Here is a 25,800-nt window from a genome sequence, read left to right on the forward strand (position 1 = left end):
CTGGGTAGGAGGAACGCCGTGGATGCACTCTTCGTGCTCGTCGGCGGGTGGCCGGGCTCGGGCAAGAGCACCCTCTCGGCCGCGCTGGCGACGGAGCTGGGCCTGCCGCTGCTGGCCAAGGACGAGATCAAGGAAGCCCTGCTCGACGCGCTCGGCGCGCCGGCGGACGTGGCCGCCTCGCAGCGCCTGGGCCGGGCCGCGGTGCTGGCGATGCTGCGGGTCGCGACCCGCTGCCCCGGGGCCGTGCTCGACAGCACCTGGTTCGACTACACCCGGCCGCGGCTGGCCGAGCTGCCCGGCCGGCTGGTCGAGGTCCGGACCGTGCTGTCCCGGGAGCTGACCCGCGAGCGCTACCACGCCCGGGCCGGCCGGCACGCCGGCCACCTCGACCGGGACCGTACGGAGGAGGAGCTCTGGGGCAGCCCCGTGCACCCACTCGGCGTCGGCCCGCTGATCGAGGTCGACACCAGCGGGCCGGTCGAGATCCCGGCCGTGGCGGCTCGGATCCGGTCCGCGTGACGCGGGACCCAGCGGAAGGCGTCGACGCCCACGGGTATCTCGTCACCGGCGCGGCGCTCGCGAAGGTCGCGCCGGTCTACCGGCCGATCCTGGACGACTGCGTGTCCACGCTGACCGCGACGTTCGCCGACCGGCTCGACGGCCTCTACCTCTACGGCAGCGTCGCCACCGGTCAGGCCCGTCCGCCCGACTCCGACCTGGACCTGCTGGCCCTGTGGACGTCCACTGTGGACGACAACCTGGTCCGCGCCACCGCGACGGCACTGTCCACACGGCACAGCGGGGCGGTCCGGGAGGTCGGGCTGGCCCGGGCCACCCTGGACTCGATCACCGAGCCGGCCGACCGCTGCTTCCTCAAGCACTACTGCGTCCCGCTGACCGGCTACGACCGCCGTACGGACCTGGCGCCGTGCACGCCGTCCCGGGCCCTGGCCGACGGCTTCAACGGCGACGTCGTCCCGGCCCTACGGTCCATTGTGGACGACGCGGTGAACCCCGCGGTCGCCGCCCGCAAGGCCGCCCGCCGGCTGCTGCTGGCTGTGGCCACCGTCGAGTCGGTATCGCACGCGACCTGGAGCACCGACCGTGACACCGGCGCGGCGCTGCTCACCCGGCACCATCGCGAGTGGACGGACGTCGCCGCGAACGCCGTGGAGCTCGCCGCCGGCCGCGGGAACCCCGACGGCGCCGGGGATCTGGTCGCGCTGGCCGACTGGCTCGGCCGGCATCCCTAGTGGTGCCAGGGCAGGCTGATGGGCGCGGGCGGGATCCGGCCGGCCAGCAGGTCCCGCAGCAACGGCCCCAGCCCGAACGGGAAGACGTTGCGGTGCGAGGCGTCGACCTCGTCCGCGGTCCACCAGCGGTGACCGGACATGGTCGAGGCCTCCAGCGGCTGCCAGCCGCTGGTGTCCACCGCGAACCCGGGCGGGGACCGGTGGAAGTAGAACGCGTCGTGGAACATGCCGGTGGCCCAGCCGAGATCGGCGTACCCCGAGGTCTCGGCGACGAGCGGACCGAGCTGGTCCGGCGCGATCCGCAGCCCGGTCTCCTCCCAGAGCTCCCGCGCGGCCGCCTCCTCCGTCGTCTCGCCGGCCTCGATCCCACCGCCCGGGGTGAACCAGAAGTCCTCGGACTGGAACAACAACGTCCTGCCGGCAGGGTCGATGAGAATCACTCGCGCTGAGCGCCGCGCAAAATTCTCGTTCGTCACGATTGTGACTCTAGCTTCATGACCGGCTTGACCGCCGGTGGTTGCCGAGGCAGGGTCGAAGGTCCTGTCGCCCGGGAGCACACGTGATCGACGACCGACTGGTCCGGCACCTCTACCGCATCCGGTCCTGGCTGCTCTGCCGGATCGGCCGGCACCTGTGGGCCCACCGGCGCAACCCCGAGGTCGGCGGCGCCCGCGCGCTCTACGACGAGTGTCGCCGCTGCGGCACCGTCCGGATGGGCTGGGACGACCCTGGCCCGGGCCCGATCGACTGACCATCCACAGTGGACTCCTCACGGCCCCAGGAACGGCAGCAGGTGTGCCCAGAAGTCCACATTGGACTGCTGTGTCGCCGCGACCTCGCCCCCGGTCGCCGTCAACGCCGCCTGTGAGTACACCGTGTACGGTGGCAATGTGGTCGCGAAGTGCCCGGCGCTCGAGTACTTCAGCACCGTCACCGGTGGCCGGACGTGGTGTGCGGCCAGCCGGCCGGTGATGTCGTCGACGTTCGCGCAGGACGGCCACTCCGTGTCCTGACCGCCGCAGGTCAGCAGCATCGGCCCGCGGATCCGCTCGACCGGGATCACCGCCGCCGGGTCGACGGCCGCCGCCGGGGCCTGGAATGCGCGGGTGAACGGGACCTCCCGGCCGTGCACCGTCCAGGCCGAGTGGTTGCTGCCCGCCCGAATCACGAACGCGGCGTTGACCGTGCTGGCCGGGACCTGGCCGACGACGCCGTGGATCTGGCTCGGGTACGTCGCGGCCAGCAGCAGCGCGGCCTCGCCGCCGCGGGAACCGCCCATGACGTACAGGCGGGTGGGGTCGACGCCGGGGCGGGCGCGCAGGATCGACAGGGCCCTGGTGAAGTACTCCAGCGGAATCCGGTCCAGCGTCGGCGGCAGCCCGGGTTCGGCGAAGTAGGCCAGGGCGAGCGCGGGATGCCCGTGCTCGGCCAGCTCCGCCGCCTCCAGTTGGATGTACCGGGCGAGCCCGCCCTCGGACCCGCCGAACACCACCACGGCCGCATGCCGGGCGCTGGTGTCCTTCGGCTCGTAGAGGGTGCCGAAGATCGTGTCCGTGGCCGGCCGGAGGTCGGTGCTGGTCACGCCCGTCTGGTCCGGGCCCAGCCGCCGCAGCGTGCCGGTGGCGACGGTCCGGCCGTCGACGGTCGCGGCCAGCATGACCGGGCCGCCGAACTGTGTGGTCGCGAAGACGGGTTCGCCCACGCGACCAGGGGCCAGCGACTCGACCAGGCCCATCGGATCGGCCCGGTCGTAGTCGCCGCCGACCGGTCGCTGGGCCAGGGAGACCACGCCGCCCGCGTCCGCCCGGAAGTCGGCGTGCGCCGACCAGCGCACACCGTGGTCGTCGGTCGCGGAGGCGGTGACCGTCGTGGTGGCGCCGGCCGGCAGACCGCTCAGCCGTACGTCCGCCGGCTGGTCCAGCGGGCGCGGCGCACTGATCGTCATCGTGGCGCCTGGTCCACCGCTCGTGCAGGCCGCGGTCGCCAGCACGACGACGAGGGCCCACCGACGGATCACCCTTGTGCTGTTCCCGCGGGGGCAGTGCCCCAACCTGGGCTTACCGGACCAGCTCGGCCATTCCGATGAGATTGCCCTCGCTGTCGCGGAACCAGGCGGCGCGCTCGCCCCGGCCCTTGCTCGGGTAGTTGCCCTCGACGTCGGCGACACCGTCCACTGTGGTCAGTCCCGGGACCTCGTACTCCTCGAAGACGACCCCGCGGGCGCGCATTGCGGCCATCTCCGCGTCGAGGTCCGCGACGTAGAGGGCGAGCTGGGTGAACAGCCCCTCCGAGCCGCCCTGCGCGGCGAACAGGCAGACCACGCCGGACGCGAGCACGTAGCGCAGGCCGCCCGGACGCTCCTCGGCGGCCTCCAGCCCGAGCTTCTCCGCGTACCACCGGCGGGCCCGGTCCAGGTCCCGCGCCGGCAGCCGCCCTTCCACGCTCGCGTCGGTGAGGCTCATCCCGGCACCCTACGACCGGGCGGCGACGACCGCGGTCCCGCCGGTCTCCTCGTCGGTCACGATCCGCGGCGCCAGCCCGACGCCGGCGGCCGCGGCGGCGAGCTGCTCCGACTGCCGGGTGCTGGTCTCGACCAGCACGACCCCGGCCGGCGCCAGCCAGCGCGGCGCGACGGCCATGACCCGGCGGGCGATGTCGAGGCCGTCCTCGCCGCCGTCCAGGGCGACCCGGGGCTCGTGGTCGCGGGCCTCGGGCGGCATGAGCGCGATCGCGTCCGTCGGCACGTACGGAGCGTTGGCGACGAGCACGTCCACCCGGTGCTCCAGCCGGGGCGGGAGCGGCGTGTCCAGGTCGCCCTCGTACAGGTGCCCGGCCGGGAGGTTGCGGCGGGCGCAGTGCACCGCGACCGGATCGACGTCGGCGGCGTGCACCTCCGGCCGGCCGAGGCGGGCGGTCAGCGCGGCCGCGACCGCCCCCGACCCGCAGCAGAGCTCGACGATCGTCCCGGGCCGGTACGCCGCGGCGGTCGTCACCAGCAGCTCGGTCCGCCGCCGCGGTACGAACACCCCCGGCTCGACCACGATCCGCAGCCCGTCGAACTCGGCCCAGCCCAGCAGCTGTTCCAGCGGCACGCCCTCGACCCGCCTGCGCACCAGCCGGTCGAGCTCGGCCGGTCCGCCCGCGGCCTCGGTGAGCAGCCGCGCCTCGTCCTCCGCGAACACACAGCCGGCGTTGCGCAGGGTCGTGACGATGTCGGGCACGACGCAGGCTAAGCGGGCCAGCGGGGGCAGTGCCAGCGGGTTCCGTCCCACCGCAGCGGGAACGGGACCGCGTGCGGCAGCGGCGTACCCCAGACTTCAGCGCCGAGTCCGCACAGGACGCTCAGCGCCAGCGTCAGGCTCGCGACGTGCCCGATCACGACCGGTCGCCCCGGATCCCGCGCCACGATCGCCAGCGCGGCGGTCATCCGGGCGAGGACGTCGTGCCCGGTCTCGCCGTCCGGCTCCACCCGGCGGTCCAGGTAGCCGTCCACCACCCAGGCCCGCAGGACGTCCGCGGTCTCCCGCCGCAGACGAGCGTCGACCTCCCCCTCCCGCGCACCGATCCCGACCTCTGCCAGCCCGCCGAGCTCGGTCACCGGCACCCCGATCGGCGCCGCCGTCTCCCGGGCCCGCACGGTCGCGCTCACGTATGCCCGGGTGACCTCCAACCCCCGCAACCCCGCCGCCTGGCCCCGCCCCCGCGCGGTCAGGCGAGCCCCCGGCAGCGCCCCCGACGCCCCCGCCACCACGTTCTCGGACTCCGCATGCCGCAGGCAGAGAACCACCGGCGGCGTCAGGCGGCGCGCCGGTCGGTGCGGTCGAGGCGTGCTGCCGCCGGGAACGGGATCGTCCTCGCGTCCCGCTGGGCGGTGTGTTCCGGCCGCGACGTGCCGACCCCCGGGTGCACCAGCGGGCCGACTACGTCGACCCGCACGCTGGCCGGCGGGTGCTGCTGCGGGACTTCGCCGCCGACCGGCTCGCCGGCCACGGCCGCTGCTGACGAGCTGCTGACGTCCGGGGAGTCCTCACGGGCAGCGGCAGGGCAGACGTGCTGGTGGAGACGGGGGGACTCGAACCCCCAACCCCCGCCTTGCAAAGGCGGTGCTCTGCCACTTGAGCTACGTCCCCCGGTCGGGGACCGCGGACTAGCGCAGGTCCTGAGTGCTGGTCGCCTCGGCCCACAGGTCCGACTCGGCCTTGGCCGAGCGGCGCTTCTTGAGGAAGAGGAACCCGCCGGCGGCGGCTGCGGCGAGGACGGCGAGCTTCTTCACGTGTGCTCCTGTGTGTCTGGACGGCGTTGTCGTGGACGTGTCCCGGGAGGGGTGGTGGGCCTGGGAGGACTTGAACCTCCGGCCTCATCCTTATCAGGGATGCGCTCTAACCAACTGAGCTACAGGCCCGGGTGCGGGACGAGATTACACGGCGGGGAGACGGCCTCCCAACCCGGTATCCCCGGCCCGGCGTCGCGGAGCTGACGCGGGACGAGCCCGCGTCAGTCCCGTTCGGCGAGGGTCACCTCGATGCCCCCGACCAGGTCGGAGCAGATGTTGTAGACGAACGCGCCGATCGTCGAGAGCGCCGTGAACAACACGATGTTGATCACGCCGATGATGGCCGCGGTGCCCAGGACCAGGCCGGGCGAGAACAGCGAGTTGCCGCCGTTGCCGGAGACCTCGTCGTAGAGCCCGTTGATCTGGTCGAAGACGCCCATCCCGTCGAGCACGCCGTAGAGCACGCCGATCGCGACCAGCCAGACGAAGAACATCGCCACGGCCAGCACGAACGAGAACTTCAGCGTCGACCACGGGTCGATGTGCCGGACCAGCAGCCGGGCCCGGCGGGCCGGGCGGGCGCCACCGGACTGCCGGGAGCTCGGCCGCGTCGCCGCGCCGAGGGCGCTGCGGGCGGCGGCCGTGTTGCTCGCCGCACCGGTGCCGAGGCCGATGCCCGCGGTGGCCGCGCCCGGCGCGGTCACCGTGGTGGGCACGTCCGACAGCGAGGAGAAGCCCGACCCGTACGACCCCGGGTTCGGGTACGCCGCGGGCGAGTAGCCGGTCTCGGACCGCCGGTAGCCGTTGGTCCCGCTCGCCGCCGGGGTGGCGCCGGACGGGGAGCCCGGCGGCGACCCGGACGGACCGCTCGGTGCCCCCGACGGCGACCCGGACAGACCACCGAGGCCGGCGGGAGCGCCAGCCGGACCGCCGGACAGACCCATGCCCGGAGCGCCGGAGGGCCCGGACGGTGCGCCCGACCCGTTGGTCGAGGGCCGGAACCCCGCCGGCGCGTCCGGCCGGACCGACGGCGTCGCGCCGCTGTTCGGTCCGGACGGCGGCGTGCCGGTGCGCGGAGCCGGCGCGGAGCCCGGACCGGACCCGTTCGGCCGGACCGGTGCCGCCGGCTGCGAGCCGGTGGGGTGGCCGGCCGGCGCGGACCCGTCCTGGGCCTGGTCGGCGTCCCGGAGCGCGTCCAGCGCGTCCTTGGGGATGCGCGTGGTCTCGTCCGGGTCGCTGACCCTCGTCTGGTACCGCGGTTCGCTCATCGCTATCCCAGCTCGTCCGGCTCGTCCGCGTTGCGCGCCACCGCAACCAGGGTGACGCCGTCGGGGAGGTTCATGAGCCGGACTCCCATCGTCTGCCGCTGCGCTCGCCGGACCTCACGGGCACTCGTACGGATGACGCCCCCGTTGGACGTGATCGCGTACACCTCATCCTCGGGACGGACCGCGAGCGCGCCCACGAGTCCGCCACGGGTGGACACGATACGCGCCGTCAGCACACCCTTGCCTCCGCGACCTTGGACCGGGTATTCGTCGAGCTTCGTGCGCTTGGCATACCCACCTTCGGTCGCGACCAGCAACTCGATGCCCTCGCGGGCGACCTCCATCGCCAGCAGCTCGTCCTCGGTGCCGAACCGCATCCCGATCACGCCGCTGGTCGCGCGACCCATCGGTCGCAGCGACTCGTCGTCGGCGCGGAACCGGATCGACTGCGCCTGACGGCTGACCAGCAGCAGGTCGTCGCTCGGCTCGATCAGCGAGGCCGCGATGAGCTCGTCGTCCTCGCGCAGGTTGATCGCGACGATGCCGCCGGCCCGGTTGGAGTCGAACTCGACCAGCCGGGTCTTCTTCACCAGCCCGCGCTGGGTCGCCAGCACCAGGTACGGCGCCACCTCGTAGTCGCGCAGCTGGATGACCTGCGCGATCTTCTCCTCGGGCTGGAAGGCCAGCAGGTTGGCTACGTGCTGGCCGCGGGCGGCCCGGTTGGCCTCCGGCAGCTCGTAGGCCTTGGCCCGGTAGACCCGGCCCTTGTTGGTGAAGAACAGGATCCAGTTGTGGGTCGAGGTGACGAAGAAGTGGGCGACGATGTCGTCCTGCTTCAGCGCCGCGCCCTGGATGCCCTTGCCGCCGCGCCGCTGGGCCCGGTAGAGGTCGGTCTTCGTGCGCTTCGCGTAGCCGGTGCGCGTGATCGTGACGACCACGTCCTCCTCGGCGATCAGGTCCTCCATGGACACGTCGCCGTCGTAGGACACCAGCCGGGTGCGGCGGTCGTCGCCGTACTTCTCCACGATCTCGGCGAGCTCGTCCCGGACGATCTCGCGCTGCCGGGTCTCGCTGGCCAGGATCGCGTTGTACTCGGCGATCTCCGCCTCGATCCGGGCGAACTCGTCCTGCAGCCGCTGCCGCTCCAGGGCGGCCAGCCGGCGCAGCTGCATGTCCAGGATCGCGGTGGCCTGGATCTCGTCGATCTCCAGCAGCTGCATCAGGCCGCCGCGGGCGGCGTCGGCCGACTCGCTGCCCCGGATCAGCGCGATCACCGCGTCGAGCTGGTCGATGGCCTTGAGCAACGCACGCAGGATGTGGGCGCGTTCCTCGGCCTGGCGGAGCAGGTAGCGGGTCCGCCGGACGATGACCTCGATCTGGTGGGTCACGTAGTAGCGGACGAACTGGTCCAGCCGCAGCGTCCGCGGCACCCCGTCGACCAGGGCCAGCATGTTCGCGCCGAACGTGGTCTGCAGCTGGGTGTGCTTGTAGAGGTTGTTCAGCACGACCTTGGCGACCGCGTCCCGGCGCAGCGTGATGACCAGCCGCCGGCCGATCCGGTCGGACGACTCGTCGGCGATCTCACTGATCCCGGCCAGCCGGCCGTCGCGCACCGCGTCGGCGATCGACTCGGCCAGGTTGTCCGGGTTGACCTGATAGGGCAGCTCGGTGACGACCAGGATGGTCCGCCCGCGGGCGTCCTCCTCGACCGTGACGACCGCACGCATCCGGATCGACCCGCGCCCGGTCCGGTACGCGTCCTCGATCCCGTCCCGGCCCACGATCAGCGCCGCGGTCGGGAAGTCCGGGGCCTTGATCCGCTCCATCAGGGCGGCCAGGGTCTCGTCGTCGTCCGCGTCCGGGTTCTCCAGCGCCCAGGTGACGCCGGCGGCGACCTCGCGCAGGTTGTGCGGCGGGATGTTCGTCGCCATCCCGACCGCGATCCCGGACCCGCCGTTGACCAGCAGGTTCGGGATCCGGCTGGGCAGCACGTCCGGCTCGGTCGTGTTGCCGTCGTACGTGGGCGAGAAGTCGACGGTGTCCTTGTCGATGTCCCGCAGCATCTCCATGGCCAGCGGGGTCAGCCGCGACTCCGTGTACCGCATGGCGGCGGCGGGGTCGTTTCCGGGCGAGCCGAAGTTGCCCTGGCCGTCGACCAGCAGGGCCCGCAGCGACCACGGCTGGGCCATCCGCACCAGGGTGTCGTAGATGGCCGTGTCGCCGTGCGGGTGGTAGTTACCCATGACGTCGCCGACGACCCGGGCGCACTTCACGTACGGCCGGTCGGGGCGGAAGCCGCTGTCGAACATCCCGTAGAGGATCTTGCGGTGGACGGGCTTGAGGCCGTCCCGGACGTCGGGCAGCGCCCGGCCGACGATGACCGACATCGCGTAGTCGATGTACGACCGCTGCATCTCGATCTGGATGTCGACCGGCTCGACCCGGTCGCCACCGCCCGTCGGCGGAATGGTCACGTCGACCACTCGGTCACGGTCCTCTCAGGTAGTGGGGCGGGCCGGTCAGATGTCCAGGAAGCGGACGTCCTTGGCGTTGCGGATGATGAAGTTCCGCCGCGCCTCCACGTCCTCTCCCATGAGGACGCTGAACAGCTCGTCCGCTGTTGCAGCGTCGTCCAAAGTGACGTGGCCGAGGATCCGGGTGGCCGGGTCCATCGTGGTCTCCCAGAGCTCCTTGGCGTTCATCTCACCCAGGCCCTTGTAGCGCTGGATGCCGCCCTCCTTGGGCAGCTTCTTGCCCGACTGCACACCGGCCTCGACGAGCCCGTCCCGCTCGCGGTCGGAGTACGCGTACTGCGGGGTCTCGCGCTGCCACTTGAGCTTGTAGAGCGGCGGCTGGCCCAGGTAGACGTGGCCGGCCTCGACCAGCGGCCGCATGAACCGGAACAGCAGGGTGAGCAGCAGGGTCCGGATGTGCTGGCCGTCGACGTCGGCGTCCGCCATCAGCACGATCTTGTGGTAGCGCAGCTTGGAGATGTCGAAGTCGTCGTGGATGCCCGTGCCCAGCGCGGTGATCAGCGACTGGACCTCGTTGTTCTTCAGCACCCGGTCGATGCGGGCCTTCTCGACGTTGATGATCTTGCCGCGGATCGGCAGGATCGCCTGGAACATCGAGTCCCGGCCGGACTTGGCCGAGCCGCCGGCGCTGTCGCCCTCGACGATGTAGAGCTCGGACTGGGCCGGGTCGGTCGACCGGCAGTCGGCCAGCTTGCCCGGCAGCGAGCCCACGTCGAGCAGGCCCTTGCGGCGGGCCAGCTTGCGCGCCTCCTGGGCCGCCTTGCGGGCCCGGGCGGCCGAGGATGCCTTGGTGATGATCGTCCGGGACTCGGCCGGGTTGCGCTCGAACCAGTCGGCCAGCCAGTCGTTGCAGGCCTTCTGCACGAAGGTCTTCGCCTCGGTGTTGCCGAGCTTGGTCTTGGTCTGGCCCTCGAACTGCGGGTTGGACAGCTTGACCGAGACGATCGCGGCCAGGCCCTCCCGGATGTCGTCCCCGGTGAGGTTCTCGTCCTTCTCCTTGAGCAGCTTCTTGTCCCGCGCGTACTTGTTGACCAGGCCGGTCAGCGCGGCGCGGAAGCCCTCCTCGTGGGTGCCGCCCTCGTGCGTGTTGATCGCGTTGGCGAACGTGTAGACCGACTCCGAGTAGGTGCTGTTCCACTGCATCGCGATCTCGACCGCGATGCCGGTGCCCTCGACCTGGAAGCCGATGACCGACTTGTGGAGCGGCTCCTTGGTCGCGTTGAGGTGGCGGACGAAGTCCTCGATCCCGTTCTTGTACATGAACGTGACCTCGTTCGGGATCTCGTCCCGCTCGTCCCGGAGCGTGATCGACAGCCCGCGGGTGAGGAAGGCCATCTCCTGCAGCCGCCGGGACAGGTTCTCGAACGAGTAGATGACCGACTCGAAGATGTTCGCGTCGGCCCAGAAGGTGACCGTGGTGCCGTGCTTGCGGGTCGGCGCGCCCTTGTGCAGCGGGCCCGGCCGGCTGTCGGTGTATTCCTGGTTCCACGTGAATCCGTCGCGCAGGATCTCGACGGTGAGCTTGGTCGAGAGCGCGTTGACCACGGCCGCGCCGACGCCGTGCAGGCCGCCGGACACCGCGTAGGACTTGCCGTCGAACTTGCCGCCCGCGTGCAGCGTGGTCAGCACGACCTCGATGGCCGGCCGCTTCTCCACCGGGTGCCGGTCGACCGGGATGCCACGGCCGTTGTCGTACACCCGGACACCGCCGTCCTTGAGCAGCGTGACGACGATCGTGTCGCAGTAGCCGGCCAGCGCCTCGTCCACGGCGTTGTCGACGATTTCCTGCACCAGGTGGTGGAGCCCCCGCTCCCCGGTGGACCCGATGTACATTCCGGGGCGCTTGCGAACCGCTTCCAGACCCTCGAGGACGGTGATCGAGCTCGCGCTGTAGTCGGTCGACGGTGCCTTGGGAGCCACGCGCGCTCGCTTCCTCCCGCCGCTCGGCGGCGGGACCTGGGGTGGGCACGCGGGCGGCGGCTCTGGGCCGGCTGACGCTGGATCAGCGTCGTGGGCCCTGGAGCCGCCGCACGCGGAAGTATCTCCTCCAGCCTACCGCGTCATTGCCTCAGAACGGGGCATCGCTGCCGTCTGACGAGTCGTGAGCCTGTCCAACTACCGACCGCGAAGGTCCCCCACGTACACCGGGGGGTCGGCAGCCGCTGAAAGCCGTCTCCGCGATTCCCGCGTTCGCTCTGCCATCGGCTCGGGAAGGACGCTCGCATGGCGCTCACGTGGTCCGGCAACGGGCGGGGAAACGCGGTCCTGCTGCACGGGATGATGTCGCTGGCCGGGACCTGGTGGCAGATCGGGCCGGCGCTGGCCGAGCGGGGCTGGGACGTGACCGCCATCGACCTGGCCGCGCACGGCGGCCACCGGCTGGACGGCCCGCTCACCGCCGAGGCGCTCGTCGACAGCGTGACCACGCAGGTGCCGGGGCCGGTCGACCTGCTCGTCGGGCACAGCATGGGGGCGGCCACAGCGATCTCCACGGTCGCGCGGCAGCCCGGCTTCGCCCGCGCGGTCGTGCTGGAGGACCCGCCGGGCGGGCTCGGTCGGGCCGGCGAGGAGCTCGCGCACGGCGTCGAGCTGGACGCGCAGATCGCCCGGCTGGACCGGGAGCGGCTGGTCCGGCGGTCCCGGGCCGACCACCCGGGCTGGGCTGCGCAGGACGTCGAGCACGACGTGCGCGGGATAGAGAAGGCCGACTCCTCCGCCATCGCCGCCGGGCTCCGGTCGGGACTGCGGGGCTGGGACATGCCGGCGCTGGTCGGCGCGGCCGACGTGCCGGTGCTGGTCCTGGCCGCGCCGGAGGGCGCCGGCAGCGCGCTGGTCGGCGCGGCCCGGGCCGGGGTGCGCGCGGCGATGCCGGCGGAGCGGTTCGTGGAGCTGGCCGGCGGGCACTGCCTGCACCGCGACCTGCCGGCGGAGTGGCTGGCCGCGGTCGACGCCTTCACGACTCAGTCGCCCGGCCGCTGAGCGGGGCCGGCCCGGCCGCGGCCGGCCGCTGAGCGGGGCGCGGGCCAGCTCGGCCGCGCGGCCCGGAGCGGGTCGCGCAGGCGGCAGCCGGCGCGGGCCGGAACGGGTCTCGCGCACGGGCAGCAGCCAGCGCGAGCCGGGGCGGGTCTCGCGCAGGCGGCGGCCGGCGCGGGCCGGAACGGGTCAGACCACGCAGGCGGCGCCGGCGCAGGTGCTCAGAGCGGTGAGGCGGGCCGCCAGCGCGGACAGCTCCGCCGCCGGCGGGTCGTTGGCGGCATTGCCGTCGGCGAGCAGGTTGGTGTCCTCGGTCGGGTCGGCGGTGAGGTTGTAGTACTCCCGGAAGGACACCGTGCCGTTCTCCGCGTACGTCTGGATGTACTTCACCGTCGCGGTCCTGATCGCCTTCCAGGTCGGGACCAGCCCGTTCGCCGGGTCCTTGAAGTACTCGGCGTACGCGGTGGTCCGGTGGCTCGGGGTGAGCAGCGACTCGCCGTCCAGCCGCGGCGCCGCGGCCGGGAGCGTGAACTGGGCCGCCGCCAGCATCGTCGGCAGCAGGTCGACGTACGAGGCCAGCCGGCCGGCCTCGGTCCCCGCCGGGATCTGCCCGTCCCAGCGCAGGTAGAGCGGCGTCCGCAGGGAGGGCTCGTACGGGACGAACTTCTCGGTCCGGCCGTGGTCGCTCCACATGTAGCCGTTGTCCGAGGAGAAGATCACCAGCGTGTTGGCCAGCACGCCGCGGGTCGAGAGCAGCTGCATGGTCGCGTCGAACTCGTCGTCCGCGGTCATGATCGCCCGCAGCTGGCTGGCGCACATCTCCTGGCCCTGCGCCGGGGTCCGGCTGGTGTTGCGCACGTACGGGGGCTTGTCCTGGCGGTTGGCCTCGACCGGCGCCGAGCAGGCCGGGACCGGGGCGGCGGCGTACTTGGGCTCGGGCAGCGCGCGCTGGGTGGTGGTCCCGTCCGGGTTGGTGACGTCCACCCAGTGCGGCGCCTGCGGGGTCTCGTAGAGCAGGAAGGGCTTGGCCAGGGCGAGCGCGCTGGTGATGTACTCCCGGCCCCGGACGCCGAGGCCGGTCGTCGAGTAGCCGGCCATCGTCCGGGCCGCGCCGTCGACCCGGACCGCGACGTTGTTGTAGCCGCCCCACATGACCGTCGAGTGGTCGAAGCAGGGCGGCGTGGTCGTCCGCGGCCAGGTGGTGAGGAACTTCCCGGCCACGTACGTCGAGTAGCCCGCGGTCCGCAGGTAGCAGGCCATCGAGTGCGCGGAGTCGAAGGCCGGTCCCTGGGACTGCACCCGGACCCCGTTGTTGTGCGGCATCCGCCCGGTCATCAGCGAGGACCGGGACGGGCAGCAGGCCGGGTCGGTGACGAAGTGCTGCGGATACCGGCGGCCGGCCGCCATCCACGCCCGGGTCTTGGGCATGAACGTCATCGGGTCGATGTTGCCGGGCACCGCGTCGCGCAGGTCGTCGAGGTTGTAGAAGACGATGTTCGGCTTCGTCGCCGCGGTGGCCACTCCGGTCACGCCGGTCACCGGCAGCGGGACGACCAGGGGCGTGACGGCCAGCACGAGTGCTGCGGCCAGGGAACGCACGCGCATCGCTGCACCTCCGCGGGTTCGAGCTTTGCCGGGAGGTTACGCGGGTGTTAATGACGAGGTGCCCGAACCGGCCAGATGGGGCCGGACGGCTCGTCCAGGCCCGGCCGGACGGGTCAGGCGGCGATGAGCGTGGCGGTGAGGTCGCCGGTCGCGGTGGCGGGCCCGGGGCGCGTTCGCCGGGCTGCCGTGCTGCGGCGGGCCGGCCCCGTCATACGGCGATGTTCCCTAGCCGTAGGTGTCGCGGGGACCGCGGCCGGCGACCCGGCGGGGGCCGCTGTTCCAGGTCGGGGCCGTCGGCCCGTGGATTCGGATCCGGGTCACCACCTCCGGGCCGAGCTCGGTCCGGATCCGGGTCATCAGCGTCGGCAGCATCCCGCGCAGCTGCATCGCCCAGGCCGTCGACTCCGCGGCCAGGGTCAGCTCGCCCTCGCGCAGGCTGACCGGCTGGCAGCGGGCGGCGAGCTCGGCGCCGACGATGCGGTCCCAGCCGGCCAGCACGGTCGCCGACTTCGCGGTCGCCTCCCAGCCCCGGTCCGCGACCAGCCGCCGGACCAGCGATCCGAACGGCTGCGGGTCCCGCTGGTCGGGGCCGGCGCCGGAGTAGCCGCCACGACGGGTCTCCGCGTCCGGGCGGCGGCGGCCGGCGACCCGGCGGCCGGAGCGGAGCGGCGACCGGCGGGAGGCGGCCCGGGCGACGTCCAACGCCGCCCGCCCCAACCCGGCGTCGGCCTCGGCGGCGTCCGCGGTCCGCTGCCGCCCGGCATCGGCCTCGGCGGCGTCGGCTTCTGCCGGGGCTTTGTCCACAGATTCCACAGCGCCATCCACAGGCGTCTCGCCAGGCTCAGGGGTCACAACACACCTACCGGACCCGCCGGACCAGGCCGTCGGCCACGTCGTACCGGGCGCCGAGCAACTCCGTCGGCACGTCGTCGGCGACGGCCGCGGTGACCAGCACCTGCTCGGCCCGGGCGGCCAGCTTGGCCAGCCGGCTCCGGCGCGCCGTGTCCAGCTCGGCGAAGACGTCGTCCAGCACCAGCACCGGCTCGGCCCCGTCCGCGGTCAGCAGCTCGTACGAGGCCAGCCGCAGCGCCAGCGCGTACGACCAGGACTCGCCGTGCGAGGCGTACCCCTTGGCCGGCCGGCCGGTCAAGGAGAGCACCAGGTCGTCCCGGTGCGGGCCGACGAGCGTCACGCCGCGCTCGAGCTCGGCCGACCGGACCCGGGCCAGCTCGGCCAGCAGCGCCGCCTCCAGCAGCTCCGGCCCGGGCTCGTCCGGCGGCAGCGCGTCCCCGAGCGAGCACGAGTACGACACCGCGGCCGGCCCGCCGCCCCGGGCCACCTCGTCGTACGCGCTGGCGACATACGGGGCGATGTCCCGGACCAGGGCGAGCCGGCCGGCCAGCAGCTCCGAGCCGTACCGGGCCAGGTGGCCGTCCCAGACGTCGAGCGTGCGCAGGTCGGCGCCGGCCCCGGAACCGCGGTGGGCCCGGGCCGTCTTCAGCAGCGCGCCGCGCTGCTTGAGCACCCGGTCGTAGTCGGCCCGGACGCCCGCGTAGCGCGGGGTGCGCTGGACCAGCAGATCGTCCAGGAACCGCCGGCGCTCGCCCGGGTCACCGCGGACCAGCGCCAGGTCCTCCGGCGCGAACAGCACCGAGCGCAGCGCGCCCAGGACCTCCCGCGGGCGCGGCACCGGCCCGCGGTTGAGCCGGGCCCGGTTGGCCTTGCCCGGGTTGATCTCCAGCTCGACCAGCAGCTCCCGGCCGCCGCTGACCACCGCGGCCCGGACCACGGCCCGGGCCGCGCCCTCCCGCACCAGCGGCGCGTCGGTGGCGACCCGGTGCGAGCCCAGGGTCGCGACGTAGCCCAGCGCCTCGACCAGGTTGGTCTTGCCCTCGCCGTTCGGGCCGACGAGCACGCTCGGCCCGGGCTCGAAGGGAACCTCGGCCGCGGGCCAGGACCGGAAGTCGGTGACCGAGAGGTGCCGGACGTACACCGCGGCTCAGGTGGCGGGCGCGGGCGGCGCGGCGTCCGGGTGGTCCTCCGGGGTGATGCCGACGACCGGCTCGTCCTCGGTCCGGGTCGCGTGCCCGCCGAACTGGTTGCGCAGGGCGGCGACGACCTTCATCGCGGGCGAGTCCTGCTGCCGGCTCTGGAACCGGGCGAACAACGCCGCCGCGATGACCGGCATCGGCACCGCGTGCTCGATCGCGGCCTGCAGCGTCCAGCGGCCCTCGCCCGAGTCCTCGGCCCAGCCGCGGATCTTCTTCAGGTCCGGGTCCTCGTCCAGGGCCCGCACGAGCAGGTCCAGCAGCCAGGACCGGATCACGGTGCCCTGGGTCCAGCTGCGGAAGATGTCCGGCACGGCGGTGACGAGCTCGGAGGTCTCCAGCAGCTCGTAGCCCTCGCCGTAGGCCTGCATGATCCCGTACTCGATGCCGTTGTGGACCATCTTGGCGAAGTGGCCGGCGCCGACCTTGCCGGCGTGCACGAAGCCACCCTCGGACGGCTTGAGCGTGTCGAACGCGGGCTGGACCTTGGCCACCGCGTCGTCGTCGCCGCCGACCATGAGCGCGTAGCCGTTCTGCAGGCCCCACACGCCGCCGGAGACACCGGCGTCCACGTACTGGATGCCCTTCTCGGACAGCGTCTTGGCGTGGATCTGGTCGTCGGTGTAGCGCGAGTTACCGCCGTCGACGACCACGTCGCCGGCCTCCAGCAGCCCGCCCAGCTCCTTGACAGTCTCCCGGGTCGGGTCACCGGAGGGGACCATCACCCAGATCACCCGGGGCTTGGCCAGGTTCTGGACGAGCTCCTCCAGGCTGGCCACGTCCCGCGCCGCGGTCGCATTGCGGTCGAAGCCGACCACCGTGTGACCGCCGCGGCGCAGGCGCTGGGCCATGTTGCCGCCCATCTTGCCGAGCCCGATGAGACCGATCTGCACCGCGACCTCCGAGAACGTCGTTGTCGTCGCCGTCAGTCTGCCCCCGGCATCCGTGCCGGCATACCGCCGGTCCGGACTAACCGGGCAGCCGCACCGGCATGATCAGGTAGCGGAAGTCGACCGCGCCGTCGCCGTCCACGGCGGTGATCACCGAGGGCTTGCTCGAGGTCGTGAACGACATGCGGGCCATCCCCGCGTGCACCGCGGTCAGCCCGTCCTGCAGGAACGTCGGGTTGAACGCGATCGTCAGCGGCTCACCGGAGAACTGGCACTCGACCTGTTCCTCCGCCCGGCCCTCGTCGTCGCCGCCGGCGGCGAGCGAGAGCATCCCGTCGGTGAAGTCCAGCCGGACCGGCGTGCCGCGGTCGGCGACCAGCGCGACCCGCTTGACCGCCTCCAGCAGCGCCGGCACCGGGATGTCCGCGGTCGCCGACCACTCCGACGGGAACAGCGAGCGGTACTTGGGGAACTCCGCGTCCAGCAGCCGGGTCGTGGTCCGCCGGGCCGGGCCGGCGAAGCCGATCATGCCCTCGCCGGCGCCACCGCTGGCCAGCGCGAGCGTGATCTCCGAGCCGGTGGTCAGCGTCTTGGCCGACTCCGACAGCGTCCGGGCCGGGATCAGCACCTGGGCCGCGAGCTCGTTCTGCTCCGGCTTCCACGGCAGCTCCCGCACTGCCAGCCGGTACCGGTCGGTGGCAGCCAGCCGCAGCTCGTCGCCCTCGATCTCCAGCCGGACGCCGGTGAGCATCGGCAGCGTGTCGTCCCGGCCGGCCGCGACCGCGACCTGGGAGACCGCGGTCGCGAACGTGGCCGAGTCGACCAGGCCCGCGGTGGTCGGCATCGTCGGCAGGGTCGGGTAGTCCTCGACCGGCATCAGCGGCAGCGTGAACCGCGCGCTGCCGCAGCTGATCGTGACCTTCGGACCGTCCACGGACAGGTCGACCGGGTGCGGCGGCAGCGCCCGGCTGATCTCCGCCAGCAGCCGGCCGCTGACCAGGGCCCGGCCCGCGACCGCGGCGTGCACCTCGACCTCGACCTGGGTGGAGACCTCGTAGTCGAAGCCGGAGACGGTGAGCGTCTGGTCGGTGACCTCCAGCAGCACGCCACCGAGGACGGGGACGGCCGGCCGCGCCGGCAGGCTGCGCGCGGTCCACGCGACGGCATCGGAGAGCGCGTCGCGCTCCACCCGGAACTTCATCGGCCGCACTCCTCGATCGCGGTGCCCGCACCGGCCGGGCCGGTGCTGTGGGTGCCCATCATGCCCGGCCCCGCTCGGTGCCGAGCAGCCGTCCCCAGAGCGGCCGCCCACAGACTGTTTCGGTTCTTCCTCTGGTGGATAGAGAGAACCGGAGTCGTAGTAGGTGCTGTGGATCCTGTGGACGGAGTACGTCGGTCCAGGCCGGTGCCTTCGCCGCCGTGTGGACCGGCTGTGCGGAAATCCCGCCGGACCCCTTCCGGCCGGTGGACGACGAGCGAACGTCCACCGTCGTCCACGTACCGTCCCCAGTTGTCCACAGACTTCTCCCCAAGCTGTGCACATCTGAGCGGGGGTGCGGAGATCACTGCCGGGCCCGCTGCTTGATCCGGTTGGTGAGCTCGGTGACCTGGTTGTAGATCTGCCGGCGCTCGGCCATCAGGGACCGGATCTTGCGGTCGGCGTGCATGACCGTGGTGTGGTCCCGGCCGCCGAAGGTCTGGCCGATCTTGGGCAGGGAGAGGTCGGTCAGCTCCCGGCACAGGTACATCGCGATCTGGCGGGCCGTCACCAGGACCCGGCTGCGGGACTGGCCGCAGAGGTCGTCGATGGTGATCCCGAAGTACTCGGCCGTCGCGGCGATGATCGTCGCGGCGGTGATCTCCGGCCGGTCGTCGTCGGCGATGAGGTCCTTCAGCACGATCTCGGCCAGCGTCAGGTCCACGCTCTGCCGGTTCAGGCTGGCGAACGCGGTGACCCGGATCAGCGCGCCCTCGAGCTCGCGGATGTTCGACTGGATCTTCGACGCGATGAACTCCAGCACGTCCGGCGGCGCGTTCAGCCGTTCCTGCGCGGCCTTCTTCCGCAGGATCGCGATCCGCGTCTCCAGGTCCGGCGGCTGCACGTCGGTGATCAGGCCCCACTCGAACCGGGTCCGCAGCCGGTCCTCCAGCGTGGACAGCTGCTTGGGCGGCCGGTCCGAGCTGATGATGATCTGCTTGTTCGCGTTGTGGAGCGTGTTGAACGTGTGGAAGAACTCCTCCTGGGTCCGTTCCTTGCTCTCCAGGAACTGGATGTCGTCGACCAGGAGTACGTCGTTGTCGCGATAGCGCCGCTGGAAGGCGGACTGCTTGTCGTCGCGCAGCGAGTTGATGAAGTCGTTGGTGAACTCCTCGGAGCTCACGTACCGCACCCGGGCGTTCTGGAACAGCCGCTGGGCGTAGTGCCCGATCGCGTGCAGCAGGTGCGTCTTGCCCAGCCCGGAGTCCCCGTAGATGAACAGCGGGTTGTACGCCTTGGCCGGCGCCTCCGCGACCGCGACCGCGGCGGCGTGCGCGAACCGGTTGCCGGCGCCGATGACGAACGTCTCGAAGGTGTACTTCGGGTTCAGCCGGGCCGGCTCGAGCCGGGTCTGGGTCCGGCCGCCCCCGGTCGCCCGCGGCGGCCAGAGCAGCCCGGGCTGGGTGTCTTCGGCGATCTGCTCCTCGTCCGCGGTCTCCGGCTCGTCCGCCGCCGGCGGCTCGACCGTGACCGCGACCCGGATGTCCCGCCCCAGCAGCTCGGACAGCGCCCGGGTGATCATCGGCCGAAGCCGGGTTTCCAGCACGTCCTTGGTGAACTCGTTCGGGGCGGCCAGCAGGGCGGTGTCGTCGAGCAGGCCGAGCGGCCGGGTGTTGCGCAGCCAGGCTCGCTGCTGCGGCGTCACCGTGCTGTCGGCCAGGCCCTCGATGGCGTGTGCCCACAGGGACTCGAGATCGGCAGTCGTATCCTCCGGCACGCGCACGCTCCTCCCCGCGACCACAGCTCACTGTGGCGTCGCCCTCTTGTCCACACGGCTGTCCACAGGCTGTGTATCTATTTGCCCACGGATCGTTGTGGGCCGTCCTCGGTGCGTTGCTCGACCGTCCCGACGAGTGCCGGTGCACTTGAGGAGAACCGGTTGGGGGAAGCCGGCGGACTGGCACCGTACAGCGCCCGACACACCGCCCACAACCGGAGCGAACGCCGTACGGTGACGGCTGCGGGGACCGGCATGGTGACGCCTGCAGGACCGGCCGTTTGACCGGGCCGGGCGCGGTTCCGTACCGTTGGAGGGTCGTGAGTCCGTCCGCCGCCTGCCGGCGGCCGGCCGCGCCTGGAGTACGGCGACCGGAGGTCCGGAGGCCGCGTCCAGGAATCCCGCCGCCGACCTGCCGTCTTGGAGCCCGCTCGTGAGCAAGCGCACCTACCAGCCCAACAACCGTCGCCGGGCGAAGACCCACGGGTTCCGGCTTCGCATGCGCACCCGCGCGGGCCGCTCCATCCTCTCCGCCCGCCGCCGCAAGGGCCGCGGCGAGCTCTCGGCCTGACGGCCGCGGGCAATGCCGTGCTACCGGCGCCCGCGCGTCTGAGGCGGCGCGAGGACTTCACGCTCGCCGTCCGCCGAGGTCGGCGAGCGGGCCGAAGAACCCTCGTCGCCCACCTGCTGCTGGCCCAGTCCTCATCCGAGGCGCTGGCGTCTCGGTCCGAGGCTCCGGCGCCAGCGGGCCCGGCGTTCTCGCCGGGAGAGTCGGCTCGGGCCGGGTTCGTGGTCGGGCGGGCGGTGGGCAACTCCGTCGTCCGGCACCGGACCGCGCGGCAGCTGCGGCACCTCGTCCGGGACCGGTACGGCCGGCTTCCGGCGGGCTCGATCCTCGTGGTCCGGGCGCTGCCGCCGGCCGCCGGCTCCTCGTCCCCGGCGCTCGCCCGGGACCTCGATGCGGCGCTCGACCGGCTGCTGCCGGTGCCGGCGGTGACGTCGTGACGGCCTGGCAGGTGACCGGGGTCCTGGTCGCGATCGTCGTGCTGCTCGCGCTCTACGACGCCGTCCGTGACTTCCTCACCCGGCGCCGGGGCCGCTCGACGCTGGCGCGGGTGCTGATCCGGCTGGTCCGGGCGTACCAGCGGTGGATCAGCCCGGTGCGGCCGCCGGCCTGCCGGTTCACCCCGACCTGCAGTGCGTACGCGGTGGAGGCGGTCGAGCGGTTCGGCGCGGTTCGCGGGGGTTGGCTCGCCACCCGCCGCCTGCTGCGCTGCGGACCCTGGCACCCTGGTGGGCACGACCCCGTGCCGCCGACCGTTGGACATACCGGCCCCAGCCCCCGACCCGACGCGCCGACGTCGAGCCCGACAGGAGCACCCCGTTGCTGAACTTCCTCTATATCGCGGTCTCCTGGGTGCTGTTGCGCTGGCACGAGTTGTTCAGCGCGATCGGAATGAACCCGGACAGCGGGCTGACCTGGGGCCTGTCGATCGCCTTCCTGGTCATCACCATCCGGCTGCTCCTGTTCCGCTTCTTCATCAAGCAGGTGCACAGCCAGCGCAAGATGCAGGAAGTGCAGCCGAAGATCGCGGCGCTGCGGGAGAAGTACAAGAACGACCGGCAGACGCTCTCCGCGGAGATGATGAAGCTCCAGAAGGAAGAGGGCTTCAACCCGATCGGCGGTTGCCTCCCGATCCTCATGCAGGCGCCGGTCTTCATCTCGCTGTTCCACGTGCTGCGCCTGATCGGGACGGACAAGGCGCCGGCGCTCTACGGCGAGTACCACTGGACCGCGGTCCAGGCCGCCAGCGCCGGCAAGGCCACGGTCTTCGGCGCCCCGATCGCCAGCGCGTTCTCCGACCCGCGCAACCTGGTCGGCTCGATCGTCGGCGCCAGCGCGAGCGCGACGCACGTCGTCGCTCTGGTCCTCATCGTGCTGATGGTCGCCGCGACGTACACGACCCAGCGGCAGGTCATGCTGCGCAGCACCACCACGCTGGACGCGCAGCAGGCGATGATCCAGAAGCTCATGCTGTACGGCATCCCGGCCAGCCTCACGGTCTCCGGCTTCTTCTTCCCGATCGGTGTCCTCTTCTACTGGTTCACCAACAACCTGTGGAGCATGGGGCAGCAGTTCTACATCCTGAGGCGGATGCCCCACCCGAACGCGCAGAAGGAGACCGTCGACCCCGAGGTCGCCAAGGCGCTCGCCCCGAAGCCGGGGCAGAAGCCGGTCCGCCCGACGAAGCGCACCGCGGCGCTGACCGACGCCGTCGCCGACGGGACCACCATCGACGGCGTGCCGCTCGACGTCGACTCGGACACCGGCAAGGCGGCCGAGACGCCCTCGGCCAAGAGCCCGACGGGCAAGACGCCGACCAAGGCGCCGAACGGCAAGAGCCCGAACGGCAAGGCGCCGGCCGCGAAGGGGACCGCCCCCGCGGCGGAGCCCGAGGACATGGCCGACGACACGGCCGACGACACGGCCGAGGACACGGCCGACGACACCGACAGCACCGACGCCCCGGCCTCACCCCCGCCGGCTCCCCGGGCCAAGCCCGGCCCTGGCGCGCGCCCCAGCGGCAACGGCGGTCGGCGTCCCGCGGGGCAGCGTTCCCCGACCCAGACCCGGCAGAAGAAGAAGCGCCGCTGAGCGCGTTCTGCCTCCACCGATGGCACCACCGATCTGGAGACCTTCGTGACCGACACTCCCGTGACCGATACCGCGGTCGGCGGCGACATCGAGACGGCCGACGCGGCCGAGCGCCCGGAGCGCCCGGAGCGTGGTGAGGCCCTGCTAGTCCAGGAGGGCGACATCGCCGGCGACTACCTGGAGCGCCTGCTCGACATCGTCGACTTCGACGGTGACATCGACCTCGACGTGGAGGGTGACCGCGCGGTCGTGGCGGTGGTCGGCGACGGGCTGCAGGGCCTCGTCGGTCCGAACGGAGCCACCCTCGACGCGCTGCAGGAGCTGACCCGGCTCGCGGTCCAGCAGCAGACGGGCCTGCGCAGCCGGCTGATGCTGGACGTCGGCGGCTACCGGGCCCGGCGGCGTACGGCGCTGGCCGTGATCGCCCGGGACGCGGCCGCCGAGGTCAAGGACTCCGGCGCCCCCGTCCGGCTGGACGCGATGAACCCGTTCGAGCGGAAGGTCGTGCACGACGCGATCTCCGAGATCGACGCGGTCCGCAGCGAGTCCGAGGGCGAGGAGCCGGACCGCCGGGTCGTCGTCCTGCCGGACTGATCGGGGCTCGTATGAGTGTCCACTGTGGACACTGAGTTGGTCGTACCGCCGCACGCCGCCGCGGTCTTCGGTCCCGCCGTCGACCGGGCGGCGGCGTACGCGCGGCTGCTGGCGACCGACGGCACCATCCGCGGGCTGATCGGCCCGCGGGAGGTGCCCCGGCTCTGGGACCGGCACCTGCTCAACTCGGCTGCGATCGCCGCGCTGGTCCCGGACCGGGCCCGCGTCGTCGACGTCGGCAGCGGGGCTGGCCTGCCCGGCATCCCGCTCGCGCTGGCCCGGCCGGACTTGCGCGTGACCTTGCTGGAGCCGCTGGCCCGGCGGGCCGCCTTCCTCACCGAGTGCGTCGAGCAGCTCGGCCTGGACACCGTGACGGTGGTCCGGGGCCGGGCCGAGGAGGGCCACATCCGGCGGGAGCTCGGTGGCGCCGACGTGGTGACCGCCCGTGCGGTCGCACCCCTGGACAAGCTGGCCGGCTGGTGCCTCCCGCTGCTGCGCTCCGGTGGTCTGCTGCTGGCGCTGAAGGGGTCGACCGCGGCGGAAGAGCTGGCCGCGGTCCAACCGCTGGCCGACGCGGCGGACGCCGTGGTCACCGAGGTAGGAGATCCGCCCGCGACGGTGGTCGTCGTGACCAGGGGTACGGTGCGGGCGACGGCACGAGGAGGCCGAGCACGGTGACGAGCACGGGGGCTACCCACCGATCCGGACCGATCGGATGGCCGATACCGCCCACACCGGACGTCCTGCCCGTGACCGGCACGCCGGCCCCGGTCGGGTGGTTCGGGTCCCGGAGCGGCGGCGAGTCGCACTCCGCGGACGATGACACCAGCGAGGATGAGACCGTGACCGAGCTCGATGCCAGCCGGACGCGGATCAGGAGCGTCCTGGACGACGCGGTCGGGTCGGCGCCGCCGGAGAACGACAGCTTCGACACCCCGATAATGCGCGAGGCCGCGCAGGCTGTCCGGGTCCGCAACACCGGGGGCGAGGACACGTTCCCCCGCCCGACCCACCGCCGGGTCATGACGGTGGCCAACCAGAAGGGCGGCGTCGGCAAGACGACCAGCACGGTGAACCTCGCCGTCGCGCTGTCCATGCACGGGCTGCGCGTGCTGGTCATCGACCTCGACCCGCAGGGCAACGCGAGCACCGGCCTCGGCGTCGAGCACTCCAGCGGGACGCCCTCGATCTACGAGGTGCTGGTCGACGGGATGCCGCTGGCCGAGGCCGCGGTGCCGGTCGAGCAGGCGCCGAACCTCTGGTGCGTGCCGGCCACGATCGACCTGGCCGGCGCCGAGATCGAGCTGGTCTCGGTGGTGGCCCGGGAGCACCGGCTGCGCCGGGCGATCGCCGCGTACAGCACCGAGGTCGACTACATCCTGGTCGACTGCCCGCCCTCGCTCGGCCTGCTCACGGTCAACGCGCTCGTCGCCGGCGACGAGGTGCTCATCCCGATCCAGTGCGAGTACTACGCGCTGGAGGGCCTGGGCCAGCTCCTGAACAACATCGAGCTGATCAAGTCGCACCTCAACAGCGGCCTGCTGATCTCCACCATCCTGCTGACCATGTACGACGGGCGCACCAAGCTCGCCGACCAGGTCGCCCAGGAGGTCCGCAACCACTTCGGCGAGCTGGTCCTCGACGTCGTCATCCCCAGATCGGTCCGGGTGTCGGAGGCACCCGGATATGGTCAGTCGGTGATGACGTACGACCCGGGTTCGCGGGGTGCGCTGACCTACTACGAGGCGGCCCGTGAGCTCGCCGACCGCGGCAGCCGGCTGGCGCCGATGGCGCCGCGGGAGCCGGTGTGAGCCGTCGGGGCGGGCTCGGCAAGGGGCTCGGGGCGCTGATCCCGACTGCTCCGGTCGAGACGCCGCCGGTCGAGGTCGCTCCGGTCGCGGACCCACCCGCCTCGTCGCCCTCGCCCGCCTCGTCGCCCTCGCCGTCGCCGTCGCCTCCGCCGGTGCCAGTCGCGCAGGAGCCGGCGGCGGTGCCGGGGGCGAGCTTCCGAGAGGTGCCGATCGCTGCGATCCGGCCGAACGCGAAGCAGCCCCGCCAGGTCTTCGACGAGGACGCGCAGGACGAGCTCAAGACCTCGATCCGCGAGTTCGGCCTGCTGCAGCCGGTGGTCGTCCGCGAGACCGGCCCGGGCGCGTACGAGCTGGTGATGGGTGAGCGGCGGTGGCGGGCCAGCCGCGAACTCGGCCTGGCCACGATCCCGGCGATCGTGCGGGACACCGCCGACGACGCGATGCTGCGCGACGCGCTGCTGGAGAACCTGCACCGGGCCCAGCTGAACCCGCTGGAAGAGGCGGCGGCGTACCGGCAGCTGCTGGACGAATTCGGCACCACCCACGAGGAGCTGGCCGGCCGCATCGGCCGCAGCCGCTCCCAGGTGACCAACACGATCCGGCTGCTCAACCTGCCGGTGCCGGTCCAGCGCCGGGTCGCGGCCGGGGTGCTCTCGGCCGGGCACGCCCGGGCGCTGCTCACCCTCGACGACGCCGAGGCGCAGGACGCGCTGGCCACCCGGATCGTGGCCGAGGGCCTCTCGGTCCGGGCGGTCGAGGAGCTGGTCGCCCTGGCCGCCCACGAGAAGCCGACCCCGACCCGGTCCGCGCCGGCCCGCCGGGTCAGTGCGCCCGCGCTCACCGACCTGGCCGACCGGCTCTCCGACAACTTCGACACCCGGGTCAAGGTCGAGCTCGGCCGCCGCAAGGGCAAGATCGTC

General features: G+C 72.7%; 27 protein-coding genes, 2 tRNA genes and 1 pseudogene. 12 read left to right on the forward strand and 18 right to left on the reverse strand.

The window, feature by feature from the left end:
• Positions 1-18 precede the first annotated feature (18 nt).
• Both VGP36_20070 and VGP36_20075 read left to right on the forward strand, forming a co-directional pair.
• Complete coding sequence (locus tag VGP36_20070; GenBank protein ID HEV7657009.1) at positions 19-519, forward strand: AAA family ATPase; 501 nt, start codon at positions 19-21, stop codon at positions 517-519.
• A complete protein-coding gene (locus tag VGP36_20075; GenBank protein ID HEV7657010.1) occupies positions 516-1,253 on the forward strand; it encodes a nucleotidyltransferase domain-containing protein in 738 nt (245 codons plus the stop codon). Before VGP36_20070 ends, VGP36_20075 begins: the two co-directional genes overlap by 4 nt.
• On the opposite strand, the gene VGP36_20080 is transcribed toward VGP36_20075, so the two are convergent.
• Entirely contained in the window at positions 1,250-1,810 is a 561-nt protein-coding gene (locus VGP36_20080) for an NUDIX domain-containing protein (GenBank protein HEV7657011.1), read from the reverse strand. The two genes, VGP36_20075 and VGP36_20080, sit on opposite strands and share 4 nt — an antisense overlap.
• Before the next feature lie 2 nt (positions 1,811-1,812).
• Between VGP36_20080 and VGP36_20085 the strand changes: the two genes are divergently transcribed.
• Complete coding sequence (locus VGP36_20085) at positions 1,813-2,004, forward strand: hypothetical protein (GenBank protein HEV7657012.1); 192 nt, start codon at positions 1,813-1,815, stop codon at positions 2,002-2,004.
• Positions 2,005-2,022: 18 nt separating this feature from the next.
• Here the strand turns inward: VGP36_20085 and VGP36_20090 are convergent, their stop codons facing one another.
• From VGP36_20090 to gyrB, 11 genes are all read right to left on the reverse strand, one after another.
• Positions 2,023-3,270, reverse strand: coding sequence for an acyl-CoA thioester hydrolase/BAAT C-terminal domain-containing protein (locus tag VGP36_20090; GenBank protein ID HEV7657013.1), 1,248 nt, complete (start codon positions 3,268-3,270; stop codon positions 2,023-2,025).
• A gap of 40 nt (positions 3,271-3,310) precedes the next feature.
• On the reverse strand, positions 3,311-3,715 hold the full coding sequence (locus tag VGP36_20095) for a VOC family protein (protein ID HEV7657014.1): 405 nt from the start codon (positions 3,713-3,715) through the stop codon (positions 3,311-3,313).
• Between the two features lie 9 nt (positions 3,716-3,724).
• On the reverse strand, positions 3,725-4,474 hold the full coding sequence (locus VGP36_20100; protein ID HEV7657015.1) for a putative protein N(5)-glutamine methyltransferase: 750 nt from the start codon (positions 4,472-4,474) through the stop codon (positions 3,725-3,727).
• A gap of 8 nt (positions 4,475-4,482) precedes the next feature.
• Positions 4,483-5,040: a histidine phosphatase family protein gene (locus VGP36_20105; protein HEV7657016.1), complete on the reverse strand. Its 558-nt coding sequence runs from the start codon at positions 5,038-5,040 to the stop codon at positions 4,483-4,485.
• 8 nt (positions 5,041-5,048) lie between these two features.
• The gene (locus VGP36_20110) at positions 5,049-5,243 is read right to left on the reverse strand and encodes a hypothetical protein (GenBank protein ID HEV7657017.1); all 195 of its coding nucleotides are present in this window, start codon (positions 5,241-5,243) and stop codon (positions 5,049-5,051) included.
• A 64-nt stretch (positions 5,244-5,307) separates the two neighbouring features.
• A tRNA-Ala gene (locus VGP36_20115) sits at positions 5,308-5,383 on the reverse strand.
• A gap of 17 nt (positions 5,384-5,400) precedes the next feature.
• Positions 5,401-5,526: a DLW-39 family protein gene (locus VGP36_20120; protein ID HEV7657018.1), complete on the reverse strand. Its 126-nt coding sequence runs from the start codon at positions 5,524-5,526 to the stop codon at positions 5,401-5,403.
• Between the two features lie 52 nt (positions 5,527-5,578).
• Positions 5,579-5,655 (reverse strand) — tRNA-Ile (locus tag VGP36_20125).
• A gap of 92 nt (positions 5,656-5,747) precedes the next feature.
• Positions 5,748-6,794, reverse strand: coding sequence for a DUF3566 domain-containing protein (locus VGP36_20130; GenBank protein ID HEV7657019.1), 1,047 nt, complete (start codon positions 6,792-6,794; stop codon positions 5,748-5,750).
• 2 nt (positions 6,795-6,796) lie between these two features.
• Complete coding sequence (gyrA, locus tag VGP36_20135; protein ID HEV7657020.1) at positions 6,797-9,277, reverse strand: DNA gyrase subunit A; 2,481 nt, start codon at positions 9,275-9,277, stop codon at positions 6,797-6,799.
• 36 nt (positions 9,278-9,313) lie between these two features.
• Entirely contained in the window at positions 9,314-11,248 is a 1,935-nt protein-coding gene (gene gyrB, locus VGP36_20140; protein ID HEV7657021.1) for a DNA topoisomerase (ATP-hydrolyzing) subunit B, read from the reverse strand.
• Between the two features lie 303 nt (positions 11,249-11,551).
• On the opposite strand from gyrB, the gene VGP36_20145 reads away from it, so the two are divergent.
• The gene (locus VGP36_20145; GenBank protein ID HEV7657022.1) at positions 11,552-12,307 is read left to right on the forward strand and encodes an alpha/beta hydrolase; all 756 of its coding nucleotides are present in this window, start codon (positions 11,552-11,554) and stop codon (positions 12,305-12,307) included.
• A gap of 183 nt (positions 12,308-12,490) precedes the next feature.
• On the opposite strand, the gene VGP36_20150 is transcribed toward VGP36_20145, so the two are convergent.
• The 6 genes and pseudogenes from VGP36_20150 to dnaA form a co-directional block, all read right to left on the reverse strand.
• The gene (locus VGP36_20150) at positions 12,491-13,906 is read right to left on the reverse strand and encodes a sulfatase-like hydrolase/transferase (protein HEV7657023.1); all 1,416 of its coding nucleotides are present in this window, start codon (positions 13,904-13,906) and stop codon (positions 12,491-12,493) included.
• Positions 13,907-14,131: 225 nt separating this feature from the next.
• Positions 14,132-14,719: a DciA family protein gene (locus tag VGP36_20155; GenBank protein ID HEV7657024.1), complete on the reverse strand. Its 588-nt coding sequence runs from the start codon at positions 14,717-14,719 to the stop codon at positions 14,132-14,134.
• A 73-nt stretch (positions 14,720-14,792) separates the two neighbouring features.
• A pseudogene (recF, locus tag VGP36_20160) lies at positions 14,793-15,899 on the reverse strand (DNA replication/repair protein RecF).
• A 6-nt stretch (positions 15,900-15,905) separates the two neighbouring features.
• Positions 15,906-16,847 (reverse strand): decarboxylating 6-phosphogluconate dehydrogenase, encoded by a 942-nt coding sequence (gene gnd, locus VGP36_20165; protein HEV7657025.1) that lies wholly within the window; start codon positions 16,845-16,847, stop codon positions 15,906-15,908.
• 76 nt (positions 16,848-16,923) lie between these two features.
• Positions 16,924-18,045 (reverse strand): DNA polymerase III subunit beta, encoded by a 1,122-nt coding sequence (dnaN, locus tag VGP36_20170; GenBank protein ID HEV7657026.1) that lies wholly within the window; start codon positions 18,043-18,045, stop codon positions 16,924-16,926.
• Positions 18,046-18,406: 361 nt separating this feature from the next.
• Entirely contained in the window at positions 18,407-19,843 is a 1,437-nt protein-coding gene (gene dnaA / locus VGP36_20175) for a chromosomal replication initiator protein DnaA (protein ID HEV7657027.1), read from the reverse strand.
• Positions 19,844-20,252: 409 nt separating this feature from the next.
• On the opposite strand from dnaA, the gene rpmH reads away from it, so the two are divergent.
• The 8 genes from rpmH to VGP36_20215 all read left to right on the forward strand — a co-directional run.
• Positions 20,253-20,390: a 50S ribosomal protein L34 gene (gene rpmH, locus VGP36_20180; GenBank protein HEV7657028.1), complete on the forward strand. Its 138-nt coding sequence runs from the start codon at positions 20,253-20,255 to the stop codon at positions 20,388-20,390.
• A 17-nt stretch (positions 20,391-20,407) separates the two neighbouring features.
• On the forward strand, positions 20,408-20,824 hold the full coding sequence (rnpA, locus tag VGP36_20185; protein HEV7657029.1) for a ribonuclease P protein component: 417 nt from the start codon (positions 20,408-20,410) through the stop codon (positions 20,822-20,824).
• A complete protein-coding gene (gene yidD, locus VGP36_20190; GenBank protein ID HEV7657030.1) occupies positions 20,821-21,210 on the forward strand; it encodes a membrane protein insertion efficiency factor YidD in 390 nt (129 codons plus the stop codon). The genes rnpA and yidD overlap by 4 nt, the downstream gene beginning before the upstream one ends.
• On the forward strand, positions 21,204-22,475 hold the full coding sequence (gene yidC / locus VGP36_20195) for a membrane protein insertase YidC (protein ID HEV7657031.1): 1,272 nt from the start codon (positions 21,204-21,206) through the stop codon (positions 22,473-22,475). The genes yidD and yidC overlap by 7 nt, the downstream gene beginning before the upstream one ends.
• 87 nt (positions 22,476-22,562) lie before the next feature.
• The gene (locus tag VGP36_20200) at positions 22,563-23,069 is read left to right on the forward strand and encodes a R3H domain-containing nucleic acid-binding protein (protein HEV7657032.1); all 507 of its coding nucleotides are present in this window, start codon (positions 22,563-22,565) and stop codon (positions 23,067-23,069) included.
• A 24-nt stretch (positions 23,070-23,093) separates the two neighbouring features.
• Entirely contained in the window at positions 23,094-23,747 is a 654-nt protein-coding gene (rsmG, locus tag VGP36_20205; protein ID HEV7657033.1) for a 16S rRNA (guanine(527)-N(7))-methyltransferase RsmG, read from the forward strand.
• Positions 23,748-23,941: 194 nt separating this feature from the next.
• Entirely contained in the window at positions 23,942-24,880 is a 939-nt protein-coding gene (locus VGP36_20210) for a ParA family protein (protein ID HEV7657034.1), read from the forward strand.
• A partial coding sequence (locus VGP36_20215) for a ParB/RepB/Spo0J family partition protein (protein HEV7657035.1) occupies positions 24,877-25,800 on the forward strand: 924 nt, incomplete at its 3' end. The genes VGP36_20210 and VGP36_20215, both read left to right, overlap by 4 nt.

It is taken from the genome of Mycobacteriales bacterium (assembly GCA_035995165.1).
GTDB lineage: Bacteria > Actinomycetota > Actinomycetes > Mycobacteriales > CADCTP01 > CADCTP01.

Bases quoted from the DNA above. Each gene is read 5' to 3' on its own strand.
- VGP36_20095 (HEV7657014.1), bottom strand. From the start codon at position 3,715: ATGAGCCTCACCGACGCGAGCGTGGAAGGGCGGCTGCCGGCGCGGGAC.
- VGP36_20130 (HEV7657019.1), bottom strand. From the start codon at position 6,794: ATGAGCGAACCGCGGTACCAGACGAGGGTCAGCGACCCGGACGAGACC.
- VGP36_20145 (HEV7657022.1), top strand. From the start codon at position 11,552: ATGGCGCTCACGTGGTCCGGCAACGGGCGGGGAAACGCGGTCCTGCTG.
- VGP36_20150 (HEV7657023.1), bottom strand. From the start codon at position 13,906: ATGCGCGTGCGTTCCCTGGCCGCAGCACTCGTGCTGGCCGTCACGCCC.
- dnaN (HEV7657026.1), bottom strand. From the start codon at position 18,045: ATGAAGTTCCGGGTGGAGCGCGACGCGCTCTCCGATGCCGTCGCGTGG.